Here is a 22,661-nt window from a genome sequence, read left to right on the forward strand (position 1 = left end):
GTGACAAAAAGCACAAACCTGAAATTAACCTCATACCCTACACATAAAAAAGCTGGAGGCTTGGGCTGTGCAAGAATACGTACTTTGGTATCAAGAACTGGGCATGCATGATGTGGGTCGCGTAGGCGGCAAAAATGCATCATTAGGCGAGATGATTTCAAACCTGGCTAACGCCGGTGTGCAGGTGCCGGGTGGTTTTGCTACCACCGCCGAAGCATTTAATGAGTTTCTAGAGCAAAGTGGCCTAGAAGCGCGGATCCACGAAGTCTTAGACTCGTTAGACGTAGACGATGTAAATGCACTTACCGAAGCGGGTAAGAATATCCGTCAGTGGATCATAGACACGCCGTTTCAAGGCAAATTAGAAGAAGAAATTAAAACTGCGTTTGTTACGCTGCAGGGTGATGCAGGTGAAGAAGCGTCATTTGCAGTGCGCTCTTCTGCAACGGCAGAAGATATGCCTGACGCCTCATTCGCTGGTCAACAAGAGACTTTCCTGAACGTTAAAGGTTATGAAGCCGTGCTTGTGGCAATTAAGCACGTATTTGCATCACTGTTTAACGACCGTGCCATTTCTTATCGCGTTCACCAAGGCTACGACCATAAAGGCGTAGCGTTATCTGCTGGTATTCAGCGTATGGTGCGCAGTGACATCGCATCATCAGGCGTTATGTTTACTATCGATACAGAGTCTGGCTTTGAAGACGTTGTATTTATTACCAGCTCATTTGGTCTAGGTGAAATGGTGGTACAGGGTGCGGTTAACCCTGATGAGTTCTATGTTCACAAACCAACACTTGATAAAGGCCTGCCTGCTATCGTTCGTCGTAACCTTGGTAGTAAGCTTACTAAAATGGTGTACTCAGATGATGAAGCACACGGTAAGCAAGTGTCTATTGTCGATATTGATGCAGCTGACAGCAAAACCTTCTCGTTGACTGATGACGAAGTAATGGAGCTTGCTAAACAGGCGCAGATCATTGAAAACCACTACAAGCGCCCTATGGACATCGAGTGGGCAAAAGATGGCGCAGACGGCAAACTTTATATTGTTCAGGCTCGTCCAGAAACAGTTCGCAGTCGTGAAGACTCACAAAGTATTGAGCGCTTCCAGTTAAAAGGTCAAAGCAACATTGTTTGTGAAGGCCGTGCAATTGGTCACAAAATCGGTGCTGGTGTAGCGAAAGTGCTTGATTCAATTGAAGAGATGGACAAAATCCAAGCGGGTGATGTTCTGGTAACTGACATGACAGACCCTGACTGGGAACCTATCATGAAGAAGGCTTCTGCTATTGTTACCAACCGCGGTGGCCGTACTTGTCACGCGGCAATCATCGCGCGTGAGTTGGGCATTCCAGCAGTGGTTGGTTGTGGTAACGCGACTGACAGTATCAAGAACGGCGACAAAATTACTGTGTCTTGTGCTGAAGGTGACACCGGTTTTATCTACGGTGACGAACTAGAGTTCGACGTTGTGACGTCGCGCATTGACGCAATGCCTGACCTACCGCTAAAAGTGATGATGAACGTGGGTAACCCTGATCGCGCATTTGATTTTGCTCGCTTGCCAAACGCAGGTGTTGGTCTTGCTCGTCTAGAGTTTATTATCAACCGCATGATTGGTGTCCACCCTAAAGCACTGCTCAATTTCGACAGCCAGCCAGAAGAGTTGAAAGAAGAAATAAGCGACATGATCGCGGGTTACGAATCACCAACGGAATACTATATCGAGAAATTGGTAGAAGGCATTTCAACCATAGGTGCAGCCTTCTCGCCAGAAAAAGTAATCGTTCGTATGTCAGATTTCAAATCGAATGAATACTTCAACTTGGTTGGCGGCTATCAATACGAGCCTGACGAAGAGAACCCAATGTTGGGCTTCCGTGGTGCAAGCCGTTACATTTCTGAAGATTTCCGCGATTGTTTTGCCCTTGAATGTGAAGCCATTAAGCGCGTTCGCAACAAAATGGGCTTAACCAATGTTGAGATCATGATCCCATTTGTCCGTACATTAGAAGAAGGTCGTCAAGTTATCGAGCTTCTTGAAGAGCAGGGACTTAAGAAAGGTGAAAACGGCCTTCGCATTATCATGATGTGTGAACTGCCATCAAACGCTTTGCTTGCTGATAAGTTCTTGGATATCTTCGATGGTTTCTCAATTGGCTCTAACGATTTAACGCAGCTAACGCTGGGACTAGATCGCGACAGCGGCCTTATTGCACACTTATTTGACGAGCGTGACGAAGCGGTGAAAGCACTGCTTTCAATGGCAATCCAAGCTGCGAAGAAACGCGGTAAATATGTGGGCATTTGTGGCCAGGGCCCGTCTGACCACGAAGATTTCGCGGCATGGCTGGTAGAAGAGGGTATAGACTCAGTGTCACTTAACCCTGATACGGTAGTTGAGACCTGGCTATATCTTGCTGAAAAGCACGGTTAACTCCCAAGTTCTGAGTACTACATATGTCAGGTGACTAGCTAATGTAGCGCTTAATGAATACGCGTAAAGAAGAGACCTTTTGGTCTCTTTTTTGTTTGAGTGAGCCTTCAAAACTTTGTGTGAGGTTTACTAAGCTTTATGCCAGCGTAACATTCCCTAAAAAAACTCTCGTTATTTCGTAAAACTATGGACTTTGGGTCATTGTTTACATGACTTTATGTAATTAAAAATGTATTATTACAATGTGTATTACATAATTTGTTTTAGATTAATAACTAACTTGGTTGAACTCTTATGGCACATAATGACAGCGCGGTTTCAGTAAACAACTCCGAAGAAAATGTTATGCAATCAGGCTCTGTGGCAGAGCAGTTGGCGCAAGCTCAAAAAGAAATCAATGAACTAAAAATGCAGTTGATGTGGATGGAACGCAACTACGAATAAGTTTTGTGTCGCGTAGAGCTAGAAATAAAACGGTAGTTTACTTTCAAAACGGTTCAAAAATATGAAAGTTTACACATTGACTTTCACCGGGCATTTATAAGAGCTTTAAAGCGTGGTTTACAAATTCTGTTGCGCGTTTAGCTAAAAGCTTATTGCTACCGATGCTGAGAACTACCGTATTATTTGTTTTTTTAGCAAGCTTTTTATTATTTTCAATTGCAAAAGATAACTTATCAATTCAACTTACTTAAAACCTTTAACAGTGCCAAGAGCATAAGCAAAACAAAAGGTTTAAGAAGCGAGACTGTCTCGCCTTCGTTTTCAGTAACAAGGTTCCACATATACTCACCAAATTTAACCACTTATTCATCACGTTAGATAAGCCTCTGACTCTAAAATCTGCCCTCCCAATTCAAGGTTATCAACTCATATATCTAGGCAGCTAATACCGGTGAGCTTTTGCGGTCAAAGCGTTTGCCCTATTAAAATTAGTAGTGTTGGATGGGGTGGTTAAATTTTGTGCATGTAGATATACATGCTATTGTGGTTAGTATGAGAAAGCGGTGAGATAAAAAATGGCCTATCAATTCAAGTTTTTTGCACAGCCGGTAATTAGCAATATAAGAACCTTATGCGAAGCAGCGCTTGTTGAATTCACGATTGGTTTGATTTGCGCAGTATTTGCGTATGCAAGCTATGGTATTTTCATTCACCTCTTTGTAGCGTGCGTCATCATATCTGTTGCTTGTTTTTGCCTTAGTATTTACAACCTTTACAGCCTTTTTTCGCACCCATAGCGGATTTTCGCAGTGTGCCTTGGTCCGCTAACGGAGTGAATATACTAGCAAGGGCAAATTGGCGTTCAACCGTATACATACAAAAAAGGGTAATCACTGAAGTGATTACCCTTTTTACTATCCGCAACAATTTCGCAATGAAATGTTATTTGCGGTAAAGTTCAGTTTCTAGGCTTTTAGCTGGTCACCTACGGGCAACTGTCGAATGCGCTTACCGCAAGCAGCGAAAATGGCATTACAAAGCGCCGGCGCATAAACCGGTGTAGCTGGCTCACCCACACCTGCTGGAGGGGCATCGCTTTCAATAACTTCAACTTCAACCTCTAGTGGTGAATCGCTCATACGCGGTACACGGTAGTTGTGGAAGTTGCTCTGCTGTACGCGGCCCTTATCAAAAGTAATACCGTCACTAATGGCAGTAGTAATACCGTAAACTGAGCCGCCCTGAGTCTGGTTTTTCACGGTGTCAGTGTTAACCACAGTGCCTGCGTCAATGGCTACCCATGATTTAATCACGCTAAGATCGCCAGCGTCAGACACTTCAACTTCAACCACAGTAGCAACGTAAGTTAAAAAGCTACGGTGCGCAGCAATACCCAGACCACGGCCTTTTGGCATGCTACGGCCCCAACCAGCCATGTCAGATACTTTTTCGATGACATTGCGCAAGCGACCTGTATCTAGTGGGTAGACCGATTTGTCACCCCAATAGTTGTTGTACTCGGCTTTTTGCTCTGTGACATCGATAATTCTGTCAGGGCCGATAACGTCTAATAGGTAATCTTTCGCGTCTTTACCTGCCTTGTGCGCCGCTTCATTGATAAACGACTGCACGGCGAAGGCGTGAAAAATATTTGATACCGAACGCATCCACCCGATTCGAGCTTTTGCTGGTGCTTCACCGCGTTCTAACTTCATGTTCGGCGTCAAAATAGGGTTGTCAGTAAAGCCCAAATCTAATTCAAAGCTGAAAGGTGCATTTGCGCCTTCTTGGAACGTTGAGGCAATGGGAGAAAACGCGGTTCTGTGAAGATAAGCGTCAATTTTACCATTTTCATCAAGCGCTGCTTCAACGTGCTGTGCCGACACCGCATGGTAGAAGCCGTGCTGAATATCATCTTCGCGGGTCCATTGGACGCGAATTGGCTTGCCCGTTTTCATTGAAAGGTATGCTGCTTCAGCAGAAAAGTCAGGCTTCGATTTACGTCCAAATGCGCCACCAAGCATGGTAACGTGAACATTTATCTTTTCCTTTTCCATACCAACCATAGCGCCCACGGTTTCCATATCAGCCTGCGGATTTTGTGTTGCGGCCCACACGTCAACGCGATCTTTATGGTACATAGCAGTAGCGCATGGTGGCTCCATGGGAGCTTGTGCTAAATGCGGCACGTAATAGTCAGCAATGAGCTTGTCGCTGGCTTTTTCTAAAACGCTCAACGCATCGCCTTTTTCTCTAACAAGCGCTTGAGGTGTATTTACGGTGTTAAGCAGCTGCTCTTTAAAGTTCGCTGAGTTATAGTCGCCGTTGGCACCATCGTCCCAAGTCACTTCTAGCGCCTTGCGGCCCTGCCACGCTGCCCATGTGTTGTTGGCAATAATTGCAATTCCACCTTTAGGCTGGAACTGAGGTGCACCTTTAGGCGCGGGTATATCAATAACGTCAACCACACCTTTAACTGCTTTTGCTTTATCTGCGTTAAAGCTTTTCACTTTTCCACCCACTACAGGCGGGCGCTCAATAATGGCAACAAGCGCCTTAGGTTCACGAACATCTGCTGCAAAGGTCGCTTTACCGGTCACGATATCTTGAAGGTCGATATGCGCCATACCCGTATTGATGTAACGCCACTCTTTTCTATCTTTGAGCGTAAGCTTGTTTGCTTCTGGCGGTGTAATAGTCAGTGCATCATTTATTAAGTCTTTATAGGCAAGGGTCTTACCTGAACTATGAGTAACAACATGCTGCTCGGCTACACAGGTGTTCGGCTCGACGCCCCAACGCTTGGCCGCTGCATGTTGCATCATATAGCGTACGCTTGCGCCCATTTCGCGAAGGCGCTGCATATTGAAGCGAATGCTGCGGGAGCCATCGGTGTTTTGGTCACCGTATTTGGGGTCGCCTTTGCCCTGAATAACAATAATCTTATCCCAGGCCGCTTCCATTTCGTCTGCAACAATTTGTGCGATGGCGGTACGGATTTGCTGACCCATTTCACTTCGGTGGCAGGTTACTTCAACCATGCCGTCTGGACGAAGTGCAATAAACAAGTTTGCGCGCTTTGCATTTTCTGCGGGTTTTGCCAGAACGCCCGCCATAGCACGGGGCGCACCGCCCATAAAATAGGTACCAACAACTAATGCACCGGCCGCCGCTGTCGATTTCAAAAAGCTGCGGCGATTCATGTCAAAATAGGTATTCTCATTCATGCTTCTTCTCCCGCTTTACTTGGGTCAAAGTAGCTCACACCGGCATTTCCGCTCATTGACTTTGAAGCCGATTTAATCGCCTTATGAATGCGAGGGTAGGTGCCGCAGCGACAAATATTGCCAGACATATTTTGAACAATTTCTTCATCGTTTGGTGTTGGGTTGGTTGATAACAGGCTTGCTGCCTGCATAATTTGTCCGCACTGGCAGAATCCGCATTGGGGGACTTTATGTTCTACCCAAGCTTTTTGAACCGGGTGGTCGCCGTTTTCGCTCAGCCCTTCAATAGTTGTAATCTTTTTGCCTTGAACTGCTGACACAGGTAATACGCAAGAGCGTTGTGCCATACCGTCAATGTGAACAGTACACGCGCCACACTGCGCCATACCACAGCCAAACTTGGGTCCTGTAAGGTTTAATTCGTCACGAAGGTACCACAATACTGGTGTTGATGGGTCACCAGAAAATTCGTGTTTGTTACCATTAACGGTAAACGTGATCATGGTCTTGTCTCCATAGGTAAGCGATAAATATGAACTACCCAAGCAGTACGGCGCTATATGAACGCACTACAAAATTCATACCTATACGGTTACATTGCCTGATGATACGAACTATCTAAGATGCTAAACATGCAGAGATATATGCCACTAGTATTATTATTAAAGGCTTCGCAATTGTTATCTTAAATTACGTTAACACGCATTGCATCTTTGCGCATATACATAAGATTAAGTGTTAGGTCACTGCGATAAAATAACGCAAGAATCACGAAAGAAGTACTTACGAAGTAAGAGAAGTGTAGTGTTGTATGGGCGAAACACCTATGCGAATGGGGTAAAAATACGTAGGTGAGAGCTATCGAAGCTTCCGCATAAGCAGAAAACGGTCAATTTTGCGTGCGCTCATTGTCATTGTTCGCTGGCTAAATTTAAGCCATCCGCGTGCTCTAGGCCAGTCGTAACTCAACAGCACTAAACCTGCTACGACAAAGAGGATAGAGCCAGGGAGTAATGTCAAAACAATTCCGCCAACAAATAAAATTGACCCTAGAGTAAGTCTTAGTATACGCATTTGCCTAAATTCGATTTGTTACACTTAATGTTCTCATAGTGTTGCTCAACCTTATTAATTTGCCAAGAGCAAAAGTGTAAATGTTTGTGCATATTTGATATGGCCTGATTCATGTAATCGATGTGCAACGATTGTGTAATAGGACAGGCATAATACAATTTAACGAATATTGTTGAATAAATAATTGGTTAAACGCTTAAAGCCATCCATTGTGGTAAGGCGTTTTGTGAGCTTTTTATGAACCGTGCAGAAAGTTTATTTGCGATACAAAATACCACAAACCTTCTAGGGCAGTAATTGTCAGTGCAACCTAAACTAATTATGCTGAAAAGCAGATCAACTAGTGAAGTTGGGTTACGTCTGGCAGGGGAAATCGCTCTGCTGGACATTTCAGCCTTTGTCTTGGAACTCCCGCGTCCATAAACACGTGACCGTCTGGTTTAAAACCAATAGATTGATGATATGACACGCTTTCCAAATTGCAGATAACTTTAATGATGGGAAGGTTATTTTGCTTTGCGGCCGCTATCAATGCCCCGAACAAAGCGCGGTAAACTGGGAGTGTTCTGTGGCAGCGCTTAACGGCAATTCGGCCTAGTTCGCCTTTTTTTGTTAAGCGCCCGGTGGCAATGGGTTCGTTTTCATCATTAACTAATAGCACATGGCATGCAGAGCTATCGTATTCATCGAATTCGATAGCTACTGGCACTTGCCACTCTAAAACAAATACATGTTCCCTTAGTGCTTTAAGTCGATGTTTGTCCTTTTCCCAATCGACGTTTTGTATGGTAAACGCCATATATGCCTGTTAATCCTCGTGCCATTCCCAATATCCATTATTAATAAGTGTAGTTAACGTTTCTAAAAATGTAAAAGAAGGCGCATCTTGACAGCAAGTTGCGTTCAAAACGGTACCCGATGCTAGCACTTCAAACCATTCTTGGTCACTTTTCCCAAAGGCAAATTGACTTCCGTTGACATAAAGAGCACGTGGTAGGCCGCGTTTGCCATCGCAAATTAACGCGCGAATGCCGGGCGCAGGAGCAAAGCTAATGCCTGCTGCGAATTCATTCGAAATCTGCTCTAAGGTGACTTCATCTTCGAGTGGGAATTCCGGAACCCCTTGTTCGCTCATGGCTTCTAGAAGAGAAAGAGTGAAATCTTCACTATTAATAGCGTCTATCAGTTGCTGTTTTAGTGCTGCGACATCGCTAGCATTAACTAGTGTGCTGTTTGACTGTATGGCTCGGCCTGCATCGGTAAAGCGGTAATTTCCAGCACCTTTATCTAGCATCATCGCCAAGCTTTCTGCCAATTGCAGGTTGTCTGGTGCCCGATAGCCCACTGAGTAGGTCAGGCTGTCTTCAATCGTAGCGCCATCATGAGGCCAACCCGGCGGCACATACACTACATCGCCAGGTTCACAAATAACGTCTATAACAGGCTCAAAACCTTCAATTTGTCTAAGTTTCGGGTGTGGGTGTATTTCCTTGTATTCTGAAGGTTTGCCTACTCTCCAGCGCCTTTTTCCTTTGCCCTGCACAAGGAACACATCGTATTGGTCGATATGAGCGCCCACGCCTGCTTCGTTTGTAGCGAAGCTAACCATAAGGTCGTCTAGTCGCCAGTTTGGAACAAAAGAAAAAGGTGCGAGGATTGGCGCAACGTCTGGTACATATTTATCTACGCCCTGAACGAGAAGGGTCCACTTCCCCTTGCATGCCTTTTCAAAGTCGCTAATTGGACCTTGCTCAACGTGCCAATTTCCTTGGTGATTGCTTATGATTCGTGCGTCGACATCAGACTCTTGTGCGAGCCCAGCTAAGTCGTTTTCATCGATCGGATCTGCAAAGTTTGGAAAGAAATTTTTTATTACAGCTGGCTTTTGCTGCCAGTAATGCTTTAAAAAAGTTTCTGCGTTAAAGCCTGTACCTGTTTTTACATCAATAAAGTACGTATTGTCGTTGGTGCTCATAGCATCTCTTGTTTGTAAGCCAATTTAGTGGGTTCTCCTCACTACGCTTAGTGATACAAAAAGCGTGATTTTAATGCCGAATAGCTTACGAATTAGCGCACTACATGTGCGATAGCGTAAACGTAGCGTTTTAACGAGGGGAATAGTGTATAAGCGGCATTATCGATTATTGAAAAAGGGAATGCCACCTTAGTGGGCTTCTTTAAAAGATATAGGCATTTAACAAATCATTTTTGACCTTAATCTGAGTGTGATAACACCTGTGCAGGCTCATATTCTTTGACAGTGGGGCGCAGCAGTTAGCTGCTTTTCTATCCTTCTCATGTAGGGCGGGGGTATTTTCGGTGGGATAAGCGGAACCTTCGGTTACTGGATTAAACGCTTTAACGGAAGAGGTGCCGAGCATGTGGTAAGTTGTATCACATATCGCAATAGTGTTAGGAGCGGTAAATTGCTCTAGCATTGCTGCCTTGTTTACGGTTGAGCCCCAGACATCAAAGCCGACAGATATGCGTGAAGAGTAGCCCATTAGTAGAGCACCTGAAGCAATACCTACGCGAAGCTGACAAGTTGTAGATACTAGCAAGGTGTTGCTACTGACCTGGTCACGGGACTTCATTGCAAACTCGATAGCATGATTTGCAACCTCTTTGAAAGTAATTCCAGGTTCATCTTGATATGTGTAGTATAAAGAAGGTTCTACAAGACTATTGTTGCAACAAAAACCTACGGCAATGTACTGGTCCCCATTGGTTTTCAAAGGAATGAGCTGAAACTCGCTGGCGATGTTATCGAATTGACTAAATAGTGCTTCTACAATACCAGTACACATCATGTCACCGTATTGCTCCGCCAGACATTGGTAATTCGACAGATCACAAAAGATCACAACGGCGTTGTGCACCTTATGTTTTAGTCTAGGAGCATTACTTTCACCGCTTTCCCCATTTTTATTTTCTTGGAAGGTAAAGGCGTAATAGCTGCCAAACGCTGGACTGTTGTGCTCACTTGGCACGACACCCTCATTATCGCCAGTATTGTGTAAGTCCATCTACATGCTCCCAATTAATTTCCACTTAACGGTAAAGTAAAAAGTAGATATAAAAAAACGCGGTATTTTGACCGCGTTTTTAGTGTATTGGAAAGGCGTAGCGCTTATAACTGATCTACCAGCCTGATTGCATCACCAATGTAAGTTGCTGGCGATAAGGCTTTTAGCTCAGCTTTCGCAGTATCAGGCATGTCTAAATTATCGATAAACTCGGCAATAACCTCAGCATTTACTTTCTTACCACGCGTTAACTCTTTAAGTTTCTCATATGGCTTTTCAATACCGTAACGGCGCATTACTGTTTGAATAGGCTCTGCTAATAGTTCCCAGTTGTTGTCTAGTTCGTTAAGCAAGCTTTGCTCGTTAACTTCTAGCTTACTAATACCTTTTAGCGTGGCTTGATAAGCGATAACCGCATATCCCACACCTACGCCAAGGTTACGAAGAACCGTTGAATCGGTAAGATCACGCTGCCAGCGAGAAATTGGCAGCTTGGCTGCAAGGTGGTCAAAGATAGCATTGGCTAAACCTAGGTTACCCTCTGAGTTTTCAAAATCGATAGGGTTAACTTTATGCGGCATAGTCGATGAACCAATTTCGCCAGCCACTGTTTTTTGCTTAAAGTGACCAAGTGCAATGTAACCCCAAACGTCGCGATCGAAATCGATAAGAATGGTGTTAAAGCGGGCAATAGCATCGAACATTTCAGCGATATAATCGTGAGGCTCAATTTGCGTAGTGAACGGGTTCCAGGTAAGGCCAAGTGAGGTAACGAACTTCTCTGAAACGCCGTGCCAGTTTACATCTTTATATGCAGACAAATGTGCGTTGTAGTTGCCCACAGCACCGTTAATTTTACCGAGCAGTTCAACGCCCGCAATTTGACTGCGCTGACGCTTCAATCGAATAGCCACGTTTGCCATCTCTTTACCCATAGTAGTAGGCGAGGCAGGCTGACCGTGGGTACGGGCCATCATAGGTACATTCTGATAACGCTTGGCAAGTTCTACTAGCGCTTCGATTAATTTGTCACAGTAAGGAAGAATAACCGTTTCACGGGCTTCTTGAAGCATCAAACCGTGTGAAAGGTTGTTGATGTCTTCAGACGTACACGCAAAGTGAATGAACTCGTTTACCGCAGAAAGCTCACTGTTGTCTTCTACTTTCTCTTTAAGAAAGTATTCAACGGCTTTTACATCGTGATTTGTAGTGCGCTCAATTTCTTTGATGCGCATAGCATCTTCAACGCTAAATTCAGCAACAATTTGGTCTAATAGCACATTTGACGTGTCTGAAAAGGCAGGAACTTCTTCAATTTGAGGGTTAGTAGAAAGCATTTGTAACCAACGTACTTCTACTTCTACACGGTATTTTAACAAGCCGTACTCACTGAAAATACTGCGTAATTCTACGCTTTTGCCAGCATATCGACCATCGACAGGGGAAATTGCAGTTAACTGACTCAGTTCCACCTTAAGCTCCTCACTAGTTTATTAATCGTAGTGCTTTTACAGCACTGTTAAGAATGTGTTTGCGTTTAAATAATATGTTTCTTCGCTTACCGCCCATCTGGCGCCACATTACGGCTGCTCTTACGCCTGCAAGCAAAAGGGCACGTACTTTGTGCTGATTAGCAGGTTGGCTCAGATAATCTGGATTGCCCGCTACCTGAATACGTGGTGCTAACGGGCTGATGATATCGCTGTAAATACTTGCCAATGAGGAAACAATCTGCGGGTTTTGGAAATCTACGTGCGCAAGCTGTCGTTGAACATGTGAGATACGCTCGCCCAATTCCTGCATAGCTTTTGGTTTTTTTGCTAACTTTCTTTCAAGACCTAAGATGCTTGCGATATAGCGCGTTAGCTCTGTGTCTTTTGTTGCTTGCTTGTCAGATAATTGTGCAGCAAGGGTGGTGTAGCCGGTTTTTAGATTAGACAGTTGCCCAAACACCTGTTGGGGAGTTTCTGGGTCGGTAACCAGTATGCTTGATAAACTTGCTTCGATAGCTTCGTTTTCAGCAGAGCCTCGTCTAGCTAGCTGCTGCACTAGCGCAGCAGCTTGACATACCCCAGCTAGGGCCAAATTGTTTTCTATATCGGTATCTAGCATCAGCGAATGTAACTCTCGATGATACCGCCGCCAAGGCAGACTTCTTCACTGTAAAATACCGCCGACTGGCCCGGTGTTACCGCTTTTTGTGGTTCGTCAAACACAACTTCGATGGTGTCGTTTTCAGTTGGCGTGATAGTACAAGGGATATCCGCCTGACGATAACGCGTCTTTACCACCGCGCGCATAGGCTCGATAATCGCTTTTCTATCTACCCAGTGCAGCTGCTTGGCTACTAACCCTTTTGAATAAAGACGAGGGTGATCAGCACCTTGCCCAACAATAAGTACATTGCGAGCAACGTCTTTATCAACAACATACCAAGGATCATCACCGTATTTAGCTAAACCGCCAATGTGAAGACCTTTACGCTGACCTAAAGTGTGATACATCAAGCCTTCGTGTTGCCCAATTTCTTCACCTTCTGCGGTTTCGATAACGCCGGGCTGCGCGGGAAGGTAACGAGCTAGAAAGTCTTTGAACTTTCGTTCGCCGATAAAACAGATCCCTGTAGAATCTTTCTTATCATGAGTAATAAGTCCTTGCTCTTCCGCGATTTTGCGCACCAATGGCTTTTCAATATCGCCCACAGGGAAAAGGGTTTTAGCAACGTGTTCTTCACCCAGGGTATACAAAAAGTAGCTTTGGTCTTTATTGTTGTCGAGACCGCGCAACATTTGCCATTTTCCATCTACTTCACGGCGACGAACGTAATGGCCCGTGGCAATATAGTCTGCGCCAAGATCTTCTGCTGCAAACTCAAGAAACGCTTTAAACTTAATTTCTTTGTTGCACATTATATCTGGGTTGGGAGTACGGCCTGCTTTGTATTCTTCTAAAAAATACTCGAACACGTTATCCCAGTACTCAGCAGCAAAGTTGATGGTGTGCAGCTCAATACCAAGCTTGTCAGCAACCGCTTGGGCATCTTTTAAATCTTCCGCGGCGGCACAGTATTCATCGTTATCATCTTCTTCCCAGTTTTTCATGAAAAGACCTTCAACCTGATAGCCCTGCTGTTGGAGCAGGTAGGCTGAAACAGACGAATCGACTCCGCCGGACATACCGACGATCACTTTTTTGCTGGCGTTAGATTCAATATCACTCACTACGGATTGCACACTCATTTAATTAATAAAAAAGAAACCTTATTTGCTCATGGTGTCATGCATTAACATACTTATGAATTTGCCAATACAGTTACTCATTTGCTGGGCTATTCCACCAAGCTACTATGTGAGCTTTAACGTAAGTTACCAAGAATAAATAGGCCTGTTTTCGAGGTCGCGGATTTTATCAGATTCCGATCGGTAATTCACATTTAATCCTTATCTGATTAAGTAATTAAATATGTGCGTGAGCATGCTTGGTTCTCAATGCACAAATGTCTCTGTACGTTAATGAGTACCACAAGGCACAGCAATGCCTATCGGTTGATATATTTCCAGCTTCTCGGTGCCACATTAGTGTGGTCGTCAAAGTTGAATTCAAGCATGGGATTTGCTTTTATCATTAAAAACTCACGTATTTGCCATTTGCAATACCATCTATGGTCCAGTTGCCGACTCGATATCTTATGAGGCGAAGAGTAGGGAACCCTACATGCGCTGTCATACGCCTTACTTGTCGGTTTCTGCCTTCTGTGATGGTAATTGCCACCCAGCTAGTTGGAATAGATTGTCGAAAGCGCACAGGTGGGTTTCTTGGCCAAACATCAGGCTCTTTCATCGCTTTTACTTTTGCTGGGCGGGTCATGCCGTCTTTTAAATCTACACCGTCGCGAAGCGCCTGCATCGCTTTTTCGTCCATAATACCTTCAACTTGCACCCAATAAGTCTTGCTGGTTTTTGCTTTTGGGTTAGCAAGTTTGTGCTGAAGCTTTCCATCATTAGTAAGTACAAGTAGACCTTCCGAGTCTCTGTCTAGTCGTCCTGCTGCATAAACATCGGGAATATCTATGTAATCTTTTAGCGTTTCTCTGCCGTCGGCGTCCGTGAATTGGGAAAGCACTTGAAACGGTTTGTTAAAAAGCACCACTTTAGCGTTTGAAGACATGTTACTTCCGCTTATTTAATTTCAAAATTTCGAGGGGATTTTACGACAAATGATGATGCTTCGCATGGGAAAATCAACCGCAAATAGTGGTTAGCTCAACGAAGTTTGTCGATAAATTCAGTGATCTTATAAGTTAAGACAATGGTATGACTTGTAACTCAAACTTTCGACCCTATACTAATGGTCGCTCCCATTTTTATAAGAGAGCGCATCTGCATAATTATTAGACAGTTTTAGCAGTGATAAGCGGGCTTGCTTATACACCGTATCTCGAAATTGCGTATGACTAGGCAGTCAAGCGCAAAGCCATGAGATGCATATTGCTAACATAAGGAATTGAATAATATGCGGGGAAGAATACAACAAGTGACCTTTTGCAGCTAAGAGCAGAAGGTGGAAAACATCAAATACGTTTCGCAATGACTGTGGGCGCGACATCTTAACGTTGCGGGTCATTGCGACCTAATGGACTAAAAACGACAGTACCCTGTCGAAAAAATTGAGGTATATAATGACCAAGTCTAAGATCATCTATACGAAGACTGATGAAGCGCCAATGTTGGCGACATATTCACTTCTTCCAATTATCCAGAAGTTTGCTGCAGCCGCAGATATCGATGTAGAACTAAGCGATATCTCACTTGCTGCGCGTGTATTGGCAAATTTCCCAGAGTATCTTTCTGAAGAGCAAAGAGTGCCAGACGCATTAGCAGAACTGGGTGAGATGACCCAAGACCCGAATGCTAACATCATCAAGCTTCCAAACATCAGTGCCTCAATTCCACAGCTGCGTGCAACTATCAAAGAATTAAACGCAAAAGGCTTTAACGTACCTGCGTTTCCTGATTCACCGAAAACAGCTGAAGACGAAGAAATTCGCGAGCGTTACGGTAAAGTACTTGGCAGTGCGGTAAACCCTGTTCTACGTGAAGGTAACTCAGACCGTCGTGCACCGACAGCGGTTAAAAACTATGCCCGCAAGCACCCGCATTCAATGGGTGAGTGGTCTCAAGCCTCTCGTTCACACGTTGCACATATGCGCGGTGGCGACTTCTACTCTGGCGAGAAGTCAGTAACCGTAGAAAAAGACGGCTACGTGAGCATTGAATTCACTAGCAAAGATGGAAGCAAGAAAACGCTTAAGCCTCGCGTAGATCTCCTTGCTGGCGAAGTTATCGACGGCATGTTCATGAGTAAGAAGGCGCTTTGCGAGTTCTTCGAAGAGCAAATTGAAGATGCGAAGAACACGGGCGTTCTATTCTCACTACACGTAAAAGCGACCATGATGAAGGTGTCTCACCCAATCGTATTCGGTCACTGTGTGAAAGTGTTCTACAAAGATCTATTCAACAAATGGGGTGACCTGTTTGAAGAGCTTGGTGTAAATCCAAACAATGGTCTTGGTAGCGTTTACGATAAAATCGCAAGCCTACCTGAAAGCCAGCGTTCTGAAATTCAAAAAGACATCAACGCGTGTTATGCAGACCGTCCGCCAATTGCGATGGTTAACTCTGACAAAGGTATCTCTAACCTTCACGTACCAAGTGACGTAATTGTAGATGCGTCTATGCCTGCAATGATCCGTAACTCTGGTCAAATGTGGGGTCCAGATGGAAAGGCGCACGATACTAAAGCGGTTATTCCTGAAAGTACTTACGCCACTATTTATCAGGAAGTTATCAACTTCTGTAAGACACATGGTGCATTCGATCCAACAACCATGGGTACTGTACCTAACGTTGGTCTAATGGCGCAAAAAGCAGAAGAGTACGGCTCTCACGATAAAACGTTTGAGCTAGAAGCAGACGGCACGGTATCAATCGTTGACCAAGACGGTAACGTTCTTATCTCTCACGATGTTGAAGAAGGCGATATCTGGCGTATGTGTCAGGTGAAAGATGCACCTATTCAAGATTGGGTTAAGTTAGCGGTGACTCGCTCACGTCAATCAGGCATGCCTGCAGTATTCTGGCTAGATGACGAGCGTGCTCACGACGCGCAGCTTATCAAGAAAGTTGAAAAGTACCTTCAAGACCACGATACAAACGGTTTAGACATTCAAATTATGTCTCCTGTACGCGCTATCCGCTACAGCATGGAACGTGCGCTTCGCGGTCTAGATACTATTTCAGTAACAGGTAACGTACTTCGTGACTACCTAACTGACTTATTCCCAATTCTAGAGCTGGGTACAAGCGCTAAGATGTTATCAATCGTTCCATTGATGGCAGGCGGCGGTCTTTATGAGACTGGTGCGGGTGGTAGTGCACCTAAGCACGTACAACAGTTCGTTGAAGAAGGTCACTTGCGTTGGGACTCTCTCGGTGAATTTCTTGCGCTAGCGGTATCGCTAGAAGACGTTGCGATCAAACAAAGCAACACTAAAGCAAAGGTAATTGCAACTGCCCTTGATAAGGCAACTGAGAAGCTACTTAACAACGGTAAGTCGCCACTTCGCAAAGCAGGCCAGCTTGACAACCGTGGTAGCCATGTTTACCTAGGTCTATACTGGGCTGAAGAAGTAGCAAACCAAACTGAAGATGCAGACTTAGCAGCGCAGTTTAAGCCAGTGTATGAAGAGTTATCTGCAAAAATTGATGACATCTTGGCTGAGATTGATGCGACTCAAGGTAGCGCTCAAGAAATTGGCGGTTACTACTACCCAGACGAAGATAAGCTTTTCGCAACAATGTCTCCTAGCCAGACATTAAAAGCGATACTTGGCGCATAATAATAGCGTTTAGACGCGGTTATATTATTGCAATCAAGTAAGCTTATTTAGACAGCTGTTAGTGTTATCTAAATACATTTTGAAAGCCCGCTTACACATGTAAGCGGGCTTTTTTTATGCAGTTTATGAGTAAAAAAGGGTGACAAAAGGGGAGAGTAAAGTTCGTAGATTAGGAAGGTTTTAAATTACTAGGTTGGCAAAATTAATAAGTGGCCTAACAACAAAGAGCGCGAAATATGCTGGCTATAAAGAAATGTGAAAGTACGTAAATTGAAAAATTAACGCGTTAACTGTCTACGGACAACAGTTCGCGCAAACTAGTTATAGGAATATCGGTAAGTTTGTAATCTTTAAAATTAATAATAAAACGAAAAGGAAGGGCTTAAAAGCTCTAAGGATAGAAGGGGTTTAGAGTAATCTGTTAGACAATTCAAAGACAACGAAATACCTGACGTCCAATAGCGCCAAAATAACTTCCACATAGCAAAAGCTTATAGCAAGAAAATCAAAAGCCCGACGCATGGGTCAGGCTTTTTAAATTCTTTCTTAACGCTCTGGTTCTTCTTTGAAGCCAATGTTCTCAGCGTGAAGACCTTTAGGGCCTTGCTGAACTTCGAACGTCACTTCCTGACCTGCTTTTAGCGAACGATAGCCTTCCATTTGAATCGTAGAGTAATGTGCGAAAATATCTTCACCACCATCCTCAGGCACGATAAATCCAAAACCCTTTGCGTTGTTAAACCATTTAACTTTGCCAACCGCCATACTTCGACTTCCTCTTAATCCTTGAACTCACGAGTATCTGCCCCCATTATAGATCCGGAGACACGGTGGAAGGAGTATTGACTATAGAAACTTTAAAGTGACTGCTTTAGAGTGACAAACGTGCAATACTCAAAACCACAATACAAAATGTAGATTTTTTAACCATATTATGTCAAGGGCAAATGTGAATAAATTTATACAAAAGTTTGTACACATATGCGCCGGTATACCACTATTATTAAGTTATGAGTAAAGACAACGCTATTAGTATCGAAAAGGAAAAACAAAAAGACGCGCAGCGACAAAAGCCGCAGCCGCCTCCCATGTATAAAGTGTTGTTAAACAATGACGACTATACACCGATGGATTTTGTCATTGAGGTACTCAAAAAATTTTTCAATATGGATGATGAGAAAGCCAACCAACTTATGCTGACCGTTCATTATGAAGGAAAAGCCGTGTGTGGCATTTTTACTGCTGAGATAGCAGAGACAAAAGTGATGCAGGTTAATCAGTACGCACGCAAGCATCAGCACCCACTGATGTGCACGATGGAGCAAGCATAAGGTTTTTTGTAGAGGGCGAGCAATATGTTAAATAAAGAATTAGAACAAACGTTAAATGATGCGTTTGTATTTGCCAGAGAGCACCGTCACGAGTTTATGACGGTTGAGCACTTGTTGTTGGCATTGCTTGATAACTCAGCTGCTCGTGATGCGCTTAAAGCGTGTGGTGCCGATATCGAGGCAATTAAAAGCGAACTCCTATCGTTTGTTAAAGATACCACGCCACTTATTTTGGACGATCAATTAAACGAACGAGAAACACAGCCAACGCTAGGTTTCCAGCGTGTTCTTCAGCGTGCGGTATTTCATGTTCAATCGTCAGGCAAAGATGAAGTGACCGGTGCCAATGTGCTAGTTGCTATTTTTAGCGAACAAGAATCACAAGCGGTTTATATCCTAAAGAAAGCTGATGTAACTCGCCTAGATGTTGTGAACTTTATTAGTCACGGCGTTAGTAAATCGGATGACGATGAGCCAGTTAATCCCGAAGCATCTGAGGAAGGTGAGTCAGGTGAAGAGGGCGGTTCTGCATTAAGTAAGTATGCTACTGACCTAAACCGTCATGCGAAAGATGGAAAAATTGACCCACTTATTGGTCGCGATTCAGAAGTAGAACGCACCATTCAAATTCTGTGTCGTCGCCGTAAAAACAATCCGTTACTTGTGGGTGAAGCAGGTGTAGGTAAAACTGCTATAGCCGAAGGCCTAGCGTACAGGATTGTAAACGATGACGTACCGGATGTTATTGCAGAGAGCACCGTGTATTCATTGGATTTGGGTGGCCTGTTAGCTGGCACCAAATATCGTGGAGATTTTGAAAAGCGCTTAAAAGCGATTTTGAAAGAGCTTGGCAAAGATAAGCATGCAATTCTGTTTATTGACGAAATACACACCATCATTGGTGCTGGAGCGGCTTCAGGCGGCGTAATGGATGCGTCTAACTTGCTTAAGCCTAAACTATCAAGCGGCGAACTTCGCTGCATTGGCTCAACTACCTATCAAGAGTACCAGGGTATTTTTGAAAAGGATCGTGCCCTTGCTCGTCGCTTCCAAAAAGTAGATGTGACTGAACCAAGCGTAAGCGATACGACCAAGATACTGCTTGGGCTTAAGAGTCGCTATGAAGAGCACCACAATGTGCGCTTTACGCAAAAGGCGATTCAGGCGGCTGCTGAACTGTCTGCCAAATATATTAATGAGCGTCACCTTCCAGATAAAGCGATTGATGTTATGGACGAAGCCGGCGCGAGCCAGCGCCTGTTGCCACCATCAAAGCGCAAGAAGACAATAAATGTAGGCGACATCGAGCAAATTATTGCGAAAATGGCACGTATCCCTGAGAAGTCTGTATCGGCGTCTGACAAAGAGGTGCTAAAAAACCTAGGTCGTAACCTTAAGATGGTTGTGTTCGGTCAGGACAAAGCCATAGAAACGCTAAATGACGCTATTTTGTTATCGCGCTCAGGTCTAGGAAATGAAGCAAAACCTATTGGTAGTTTCCTGTTTGCTGGCCCTACCGGAGTGGGTAAAACAGAGGTAACACAACAGTTAGCGAAAACTATGGGCGTTGAATTGGTGCGTTTCGATATGTCTGAGTACATGGAACGCCATGCAGTTAGCCGTCTTATTGGTGCTCCTCCAGGCTACGTTGGGTTTGACCAAGGTGGCTTGTTAACAGACGCGGTAATTAAAAATCCGTATTCTGTAGTGCTTCTAGACGAGATTGAGAAAGCGCATAGCGATATCTACAATATTCTGCTTCAAGTTATGGATCACGGCACACTGACAGATAACAACGGCCGTAAGGTGGATTTCAGAAACGTTGTTTTGGTAATGACCACCAACGCAGGTGTGCAGGAGACGGTGCGCAAGTCTATAGGCTTCAAACAGCAAGACCACAGCCACGATGCAATGTCTGAAATCAACAAGGTGTTTACCCCTGAATTCAGAAACCGTCTTGATGGAATTATTTGGTTTAACCACCTTGAGCCAGAGATTATTCTGCAGGTGGTCGATAAGTTTATTATAGAGCTTCAGGCGCAGCTTGATGTTAAAGGCGTCTCGCTAGAGGTAACCAGCGCTGCTCGTGCTTACATGGCCGAGAAGGGCTATGACAAGGCAATGGGTGCACGCCCTATGGCTAGGGTTATTAAAGACGACCTTAAGAAGGAGTTGGCGAATGAATTACTGTTCGGCGAGCTATCTAAAGGCGGAAATGTGAAAGTAGACTGTGTTGATGACAAGCTCACTTTTGAATACTCAGGTGTTGATACAAAGTCTGAAGAAGTTGAACCAAGCTAAGAGAGTACTATGATACTAAGCCGTGATTGTAGCGTTAGATAATATAACTTACGTTGTCTATTTGGCGCTACATGAACGGTTTGAAGCATCAGTTCACAGATACGAAAAAGCCCGATATTTATCGGGCTTTTTTTATGCGTTACCGCTTAAATGGCTCATTATCTCGCGCGATAAACGATACGACCTTTGGTCAAATCGTAAGGAGTCATCTCGACGGTGACCTTATCGCCAGTAAGAATACGGATATAGTTCTTACGCATTTTACCAGAGATGTGTGCAGTCACTACGTGACCGTTTTCTAGTTCAACGCGGAACATAGTGTTAGGTAGTGTGTCCAACACAGTACCTTCCATTTCAATACAATCTTCTTTTGCCATGTAAAGCAGTTACCTCAGTAATTCAAAATTTTTGCCGCGCAGACCTTACCCAATCTTGGGTGCGGTGTAAAGCAATTAAGTGTCTATTTTACTATTTTTGCGAAATAGATGCCATTCATTGTCACTAAACTGCTCAAATGGCAAAAATTTATGTTTGTAAGACATTTTTTTACAGCCATCTACATAATACCCAAGATAGACGTATTGATGCCCTAAACGCTTTGCTTGCTCAATCTGCATCAATATCATCCAGGTGCCTAGGGACGCTGAGCTATAGTCGGGGTCAAAGAATGTGTAAAGCGCAGAGAGTGCCCCCATGTGCTCGTTGGCATCGACGATATCAGTTACGCCGACTGCAATGAGCTTGTCGCCATCATAGGCTTCTAAATAATGGGTAGTCATCCATTCACACAATACGAAGTTATCAAACTGTAATTTAGATGGCGGATACATACTGCCGTCTGCATGACGCTCTGTAATATAGCGCTCATAAAGTGGGTAATAAGTTGCTTTGGTTTTATCAACGAGTTCAACCTTATACCCTTTGTTATTTTTAAGCAGCCGTTTTTGGCTACGAGAGGGGGTGAAATCATGCACTGGTATTCGTACTGATTTACACGCTTGGCAGGCAGGGCAGTGAGGGCGGTAAATTTGCTCGCCGCTTCGACGAAAACCTGCTTGTATCAGCTGCGAATATCGCCACGCCAGAAAATCATTATTTTCGGCGTACACTAACAATTGCTCTTGCTCATCAGGCAGGTAGCTACATGAAAATGATTGGGTTATACCAAACTTCACGGAGTAATCACTCTTGGCTTCCAACGATCAAGGTAGTCTTCAGACAGCCTACCGTCTTCCGTTAAAGTGTGGTTGTTATTTTCAAGTTTTTCAATAAAATTTTTCCGTGGCAACACGTTAGCGCCTAGCGATGACAAGTGGTCAGTAGGAAGCTGGCAATCGATAAACGCCATATTTTGCGATTTCATATGTTCGACCAAAGCCAACATAGCAAGCTTCGACGTGTTGCTTTCTATATGGAACATAGACTCGCCGCAATAGACTTTACCTATTCCTACGCCATATAGCCCGCCAACCAGCATATCGCCGTTCCATACTTCTACAGAATGCGCCAAGCCTAAACCATTGAGTTGCCGATACGCGCCAATCATATCTTCGGTGATCCAGGTTTCGCTGTTCAATTCACCCGTGTTAGGGTTTTTGCGGGGTGTTGATGAACAGGCCTCTATCACACGGTCAAACGCATGATTTAAGGTTACCTTATATTTTTTTTTACGAGCGAGTTTCTTAAGACTTTTCGATGCAACAAAGTTGTCGAGTTCGATTATAGCTCTTGGGTCAGGAGACCACCACAGCAAAGGTTCGTCATCACTAAACCAAGGAAATATACCTTGCGAATAAGCTGAAAATAGACGGGCTGGACTGAGGTCGCCACCAAATGCTAACAAACCGTTAGGATCTTCCAGTGCGGTGTCGACAGCAGGGAAGGGAGCGCCTTCTTCTATGTAGTGTAACGCTATCATAA

General features: G+C 44.2%; 19 protein-coding genes. 5 read left to right on the forward strand and 14 right to left on the reverse strand.

Going from position 1 to position 22,661, the window contains the following annotated elements; genetic code table 11:
- Positions 1-67 precede the first annotated feature (67 nt).
- Both ppsA and ACYX4M_RS15615 read left to right on the forward strand, forming a co-directional pair.
- Entirely contained in the window at positions 68-2,440 is a 2,373-nt protein-coding gene (gene ppsA, locus ACYX4M_RS15610; protein ID WP_476080802.1) for a phosphoenolpyruvate synthase, read from the forward strand.
- A gap of 294 nt (positions 2,441-2,734) precedes the next feature.
- Positions 2,735-2,884 (forward strand): hypothetical protein, encoded by a 150-nt coding sequence (locus ACYX4M_RS15615; RefSeq protein ID WP_476080803.1) that lies wholly within the window; start codon positions 2,735-2,737, stop codon positions 2,882-2,884.
- A gap of 965 nt (positions 2,885-3,849) precedes the next feature.
- On the opposite strand, the gene ACYX4M_RS15620 is transcribed toward ACYX4M_RS15615, so the two are convergent.
- From ACYX4M_RS15620 to ACYX4M_RS15665, 10 genes are all read right to left on the reverse strand, one after another.
- The gene (locus ACYX4M_RS15620) at positions 3,850-6,111 is read right to left on the reverse strand and encodes a molybdopterin cofactor-binding domain-containing protein (protein WP_476080804.1); all 2,262 of its coding nucleotides are present in this window, start codon (positions 6,109-6,111) and stop codon (positions 3,850-3,852) included.
- Complete coding sequence (locus ACYX4M_RS15625; protein ID WP_476080805.1) at positions 6,108-6,614, reverse strand: (2Fe-2S)-binding protein; 507 nt, start codon at positions 6,612-6,614, stop codon at positions 6,108-6,110. Before ACYX4M_RS15625 ends, ACYX4M_RS15620 begins: the two co-directional genes overlap by 4 nt.
- Positions 6,615-6,969: 355 nt before the next feature.
- On the reverse strand, positions 6,970-7,185 hold the full coding sequence (locus tag ACYX4M_RS15630) for a PGPGW domain-containing protein (protein WP_476080806.1): 216 nt from the start codon (positions 7,183-7,185) through the stop codon (positions 6,970-6,972).
- A gap of 340 nt (positions 7,186-7,525) precedes the next feature.
- The gene (locus ACYX4M_RS15635; RefSeq protein ID WP_476080807.1) at positions 7,526-7,984 is read right to left on the reverse strand and encodes a GNAT family N-acetyltransferase; all 459 of its coding nucleotides are present in this window, start codon (positions 7,982-7,984) and stop codon (positions 7,526-7,528) included.
- Between the two features lie 9 nt (positions 7,985-7,993).
- Positions 7,994-9,160 (reverse strand): cupin domain-containing protein, encoded by a 1,167-nt coding sequence (locus ACYX4M_RS15640; RefSeq protein ID WP_476080808.1) that lies wholly within the window; start codon positions 9,158-9,160, stop codon positions 7,994-7,996.
- 202 nt (positions 9,161-9,362) lie between these two features.
- On the reverse strand, positions 9,363-10,211 hold the full coding sequence (locus tag ACYX4M_RS15645) for an adenylate/guanylate cyclase domain-containing protein (RefSeq protein WP_476080809.1): 849 nt from the start codon (positions 10,209-10,211) through the stop codon (positions 9,363-9,365).
- Positions 10,212-10,315: 104 nt separating this feature from the next.
- Positions 10,316-11,683 (reverse strand): adenylosuccinate lyase, encoded by a 1,368-nt coding sequence (gene purB / locus ACYX4M_RS15650; RefSeq protein WP_476080810.1) that lies wholly within the window; start codon positions 11,681-11,683, stop codon positions 10,316-10,318.
- 13 nt (positions 11,684-11,696) lie between these two features.
- Positions 11,697-12,323, reverse strand: a complete 627-nt coding sequence (gene hflD, locus ACYX4M_RS15655; RefSeq protein WP_476080811.1) for a high frequency lysogenization protein HflD — start codon at positions 12,321-12,323, stop codon at positions 11,697-11,699.
- The gene (mnmA, locus tag ACYX4M_RS15660) at positions 12,323-13,432 is read right to left on the reverse strand and encodes a tRNA 2-thiouridine(34) synthase MnmA (RefSeq protein ID WP_438823580.1); all 1,110 of its coding nucleotides are present in this window, start codon (positions 13,430-13,432) and stop codon (positions 12,323-12,325) included. Before mnmA ends, hflD begins: the two co-directional genes overlap by 1 nt.
- Before the next feature lie 403 nt (positions 13,433-13,835).
- Positions 13,836-14,378 carry an rRNA large subunit pseudouridine synthase E gene (locus ACYX4M_RS15665; protein WP_476080812.1) on the reverse strand — a complete coding sequence of 181 codons (543 nt, stop codon included), beginning with the start codon at positions 14,376-14,378 and terminating at the stop codon, positions 13,836-13,838.
- A gap of 511 nt (positions 14,379-14,889) precedes the next feature.
- Here ACYX4M_RS15665 and ACYX4M_RS15670 point away from each other — a divergent pair.
- Positions 14,890-17,109 (forward strand): NADP-dependent isocitrate dehydrogenase, encoded by a 2,220-nt coding sequence (locus tag ACYX4M_RS15670; RefSeq protein WP_476080813.1) that lies wholly within the window; start codon positions 14,890-14,892, stop codon positions 17,107-17,109.
- Positions 17,110-17,655: 546 nt separating this feature from the next.
- Here the strand turns inward: ACYX4M_RS15670 and cspD are convergent.
- Positions 17,656-17,874 (reverse strand): cold shock domain-containing protein CspD, encoded by a 219-nt coding sequence (gene cspD / locus ACYX4M_RS15675; RefSeq protein ID WP_014949330.1) that lies wholly within the window; start codon positions 17,872-17,874, stop codon positions 17,656-17,658.
- A 245-nt stretch (positions 17,875-18,119) separates the two neighbouring features.
- Here cspD and clpS point away from each other — a divergent pair, with 245 nt between their 5' ends.
- Together clpS and clpA are read left to right on the forward strand one after the other, a co-directional pair.
- Positions 18,120-18,440: an ATP-dependent Clp protease adapter ClpS gene (gene clpS / locus ACYX4M_RS15680; protein WP_334058354.1), complete on the forward strand. Its 321-nt coding sequence runs from the start codon at positions 18,120-18,122 to the stop codon at positions 18,438-18,440.
- Between the two features lie 24 nt (positions 18,441-18,464).
- The gene (gene clpA, locus ACYX4M_RS15685; protein WP_476080814.1) at positions 18,465-20,741 is read left to right on the forward strand and encodes an ATP-dependent Clp protease ATP-binding subunit ClpA; all 2,277 of its coding nucleotides are present in this window, start codon (positions 18,465-18,467) and stop codon (positions 20,739-20,741) included.
- A gap of 158 nt (positions 20,742-20,899) precedes the next feature.
- Here clpA and infA read toward each other — a convergent pair whose 3' ends face one another.
- The 3 genes from infA to aat form a co-directional block, all read right to left on the reverse strand.
- Entirely contained in the window at positions 20,900-21,118 is a 219-nt protein-coding gene (gene infA / locus ACYX4M_RS15690) for a translation initiation factor IF-1 (protein WP_014949333.1), read from the reverse strand.
- A 75-nt stretch (positions 21,119-21,193) separates the two neighbouring features.
- Entirely contained in the window at positions 21,194-21,916 is a 723-nt protein-coding gene (locus ACYX4M_RS15695) for an arginyltransferase (RefSeq protein ID WP_476080815.1), read from the reverse strand.
- On the reverse strand, positions 21,913-22,659 hold the full coding sequence (gene aat / locus ACYX4M_RS15700; RefSeq protein ID WP_476080816.1) for a leucyl/phenylalanyl-tRNA--protein transferase: 747 nt from the start codon (positions 22,657-22,659) through the stop codon (positions 21,913-21,915). Before aat ends, ACYX4M_RS15695 begins: the two co-directional genes overlap by 4 nt.
- Positions 22,660-22,661 lie beyond the last annotated feature (2 nt).

The organism is Alteromonas sp. ABV4_150, from assembly GCF_056311745.1.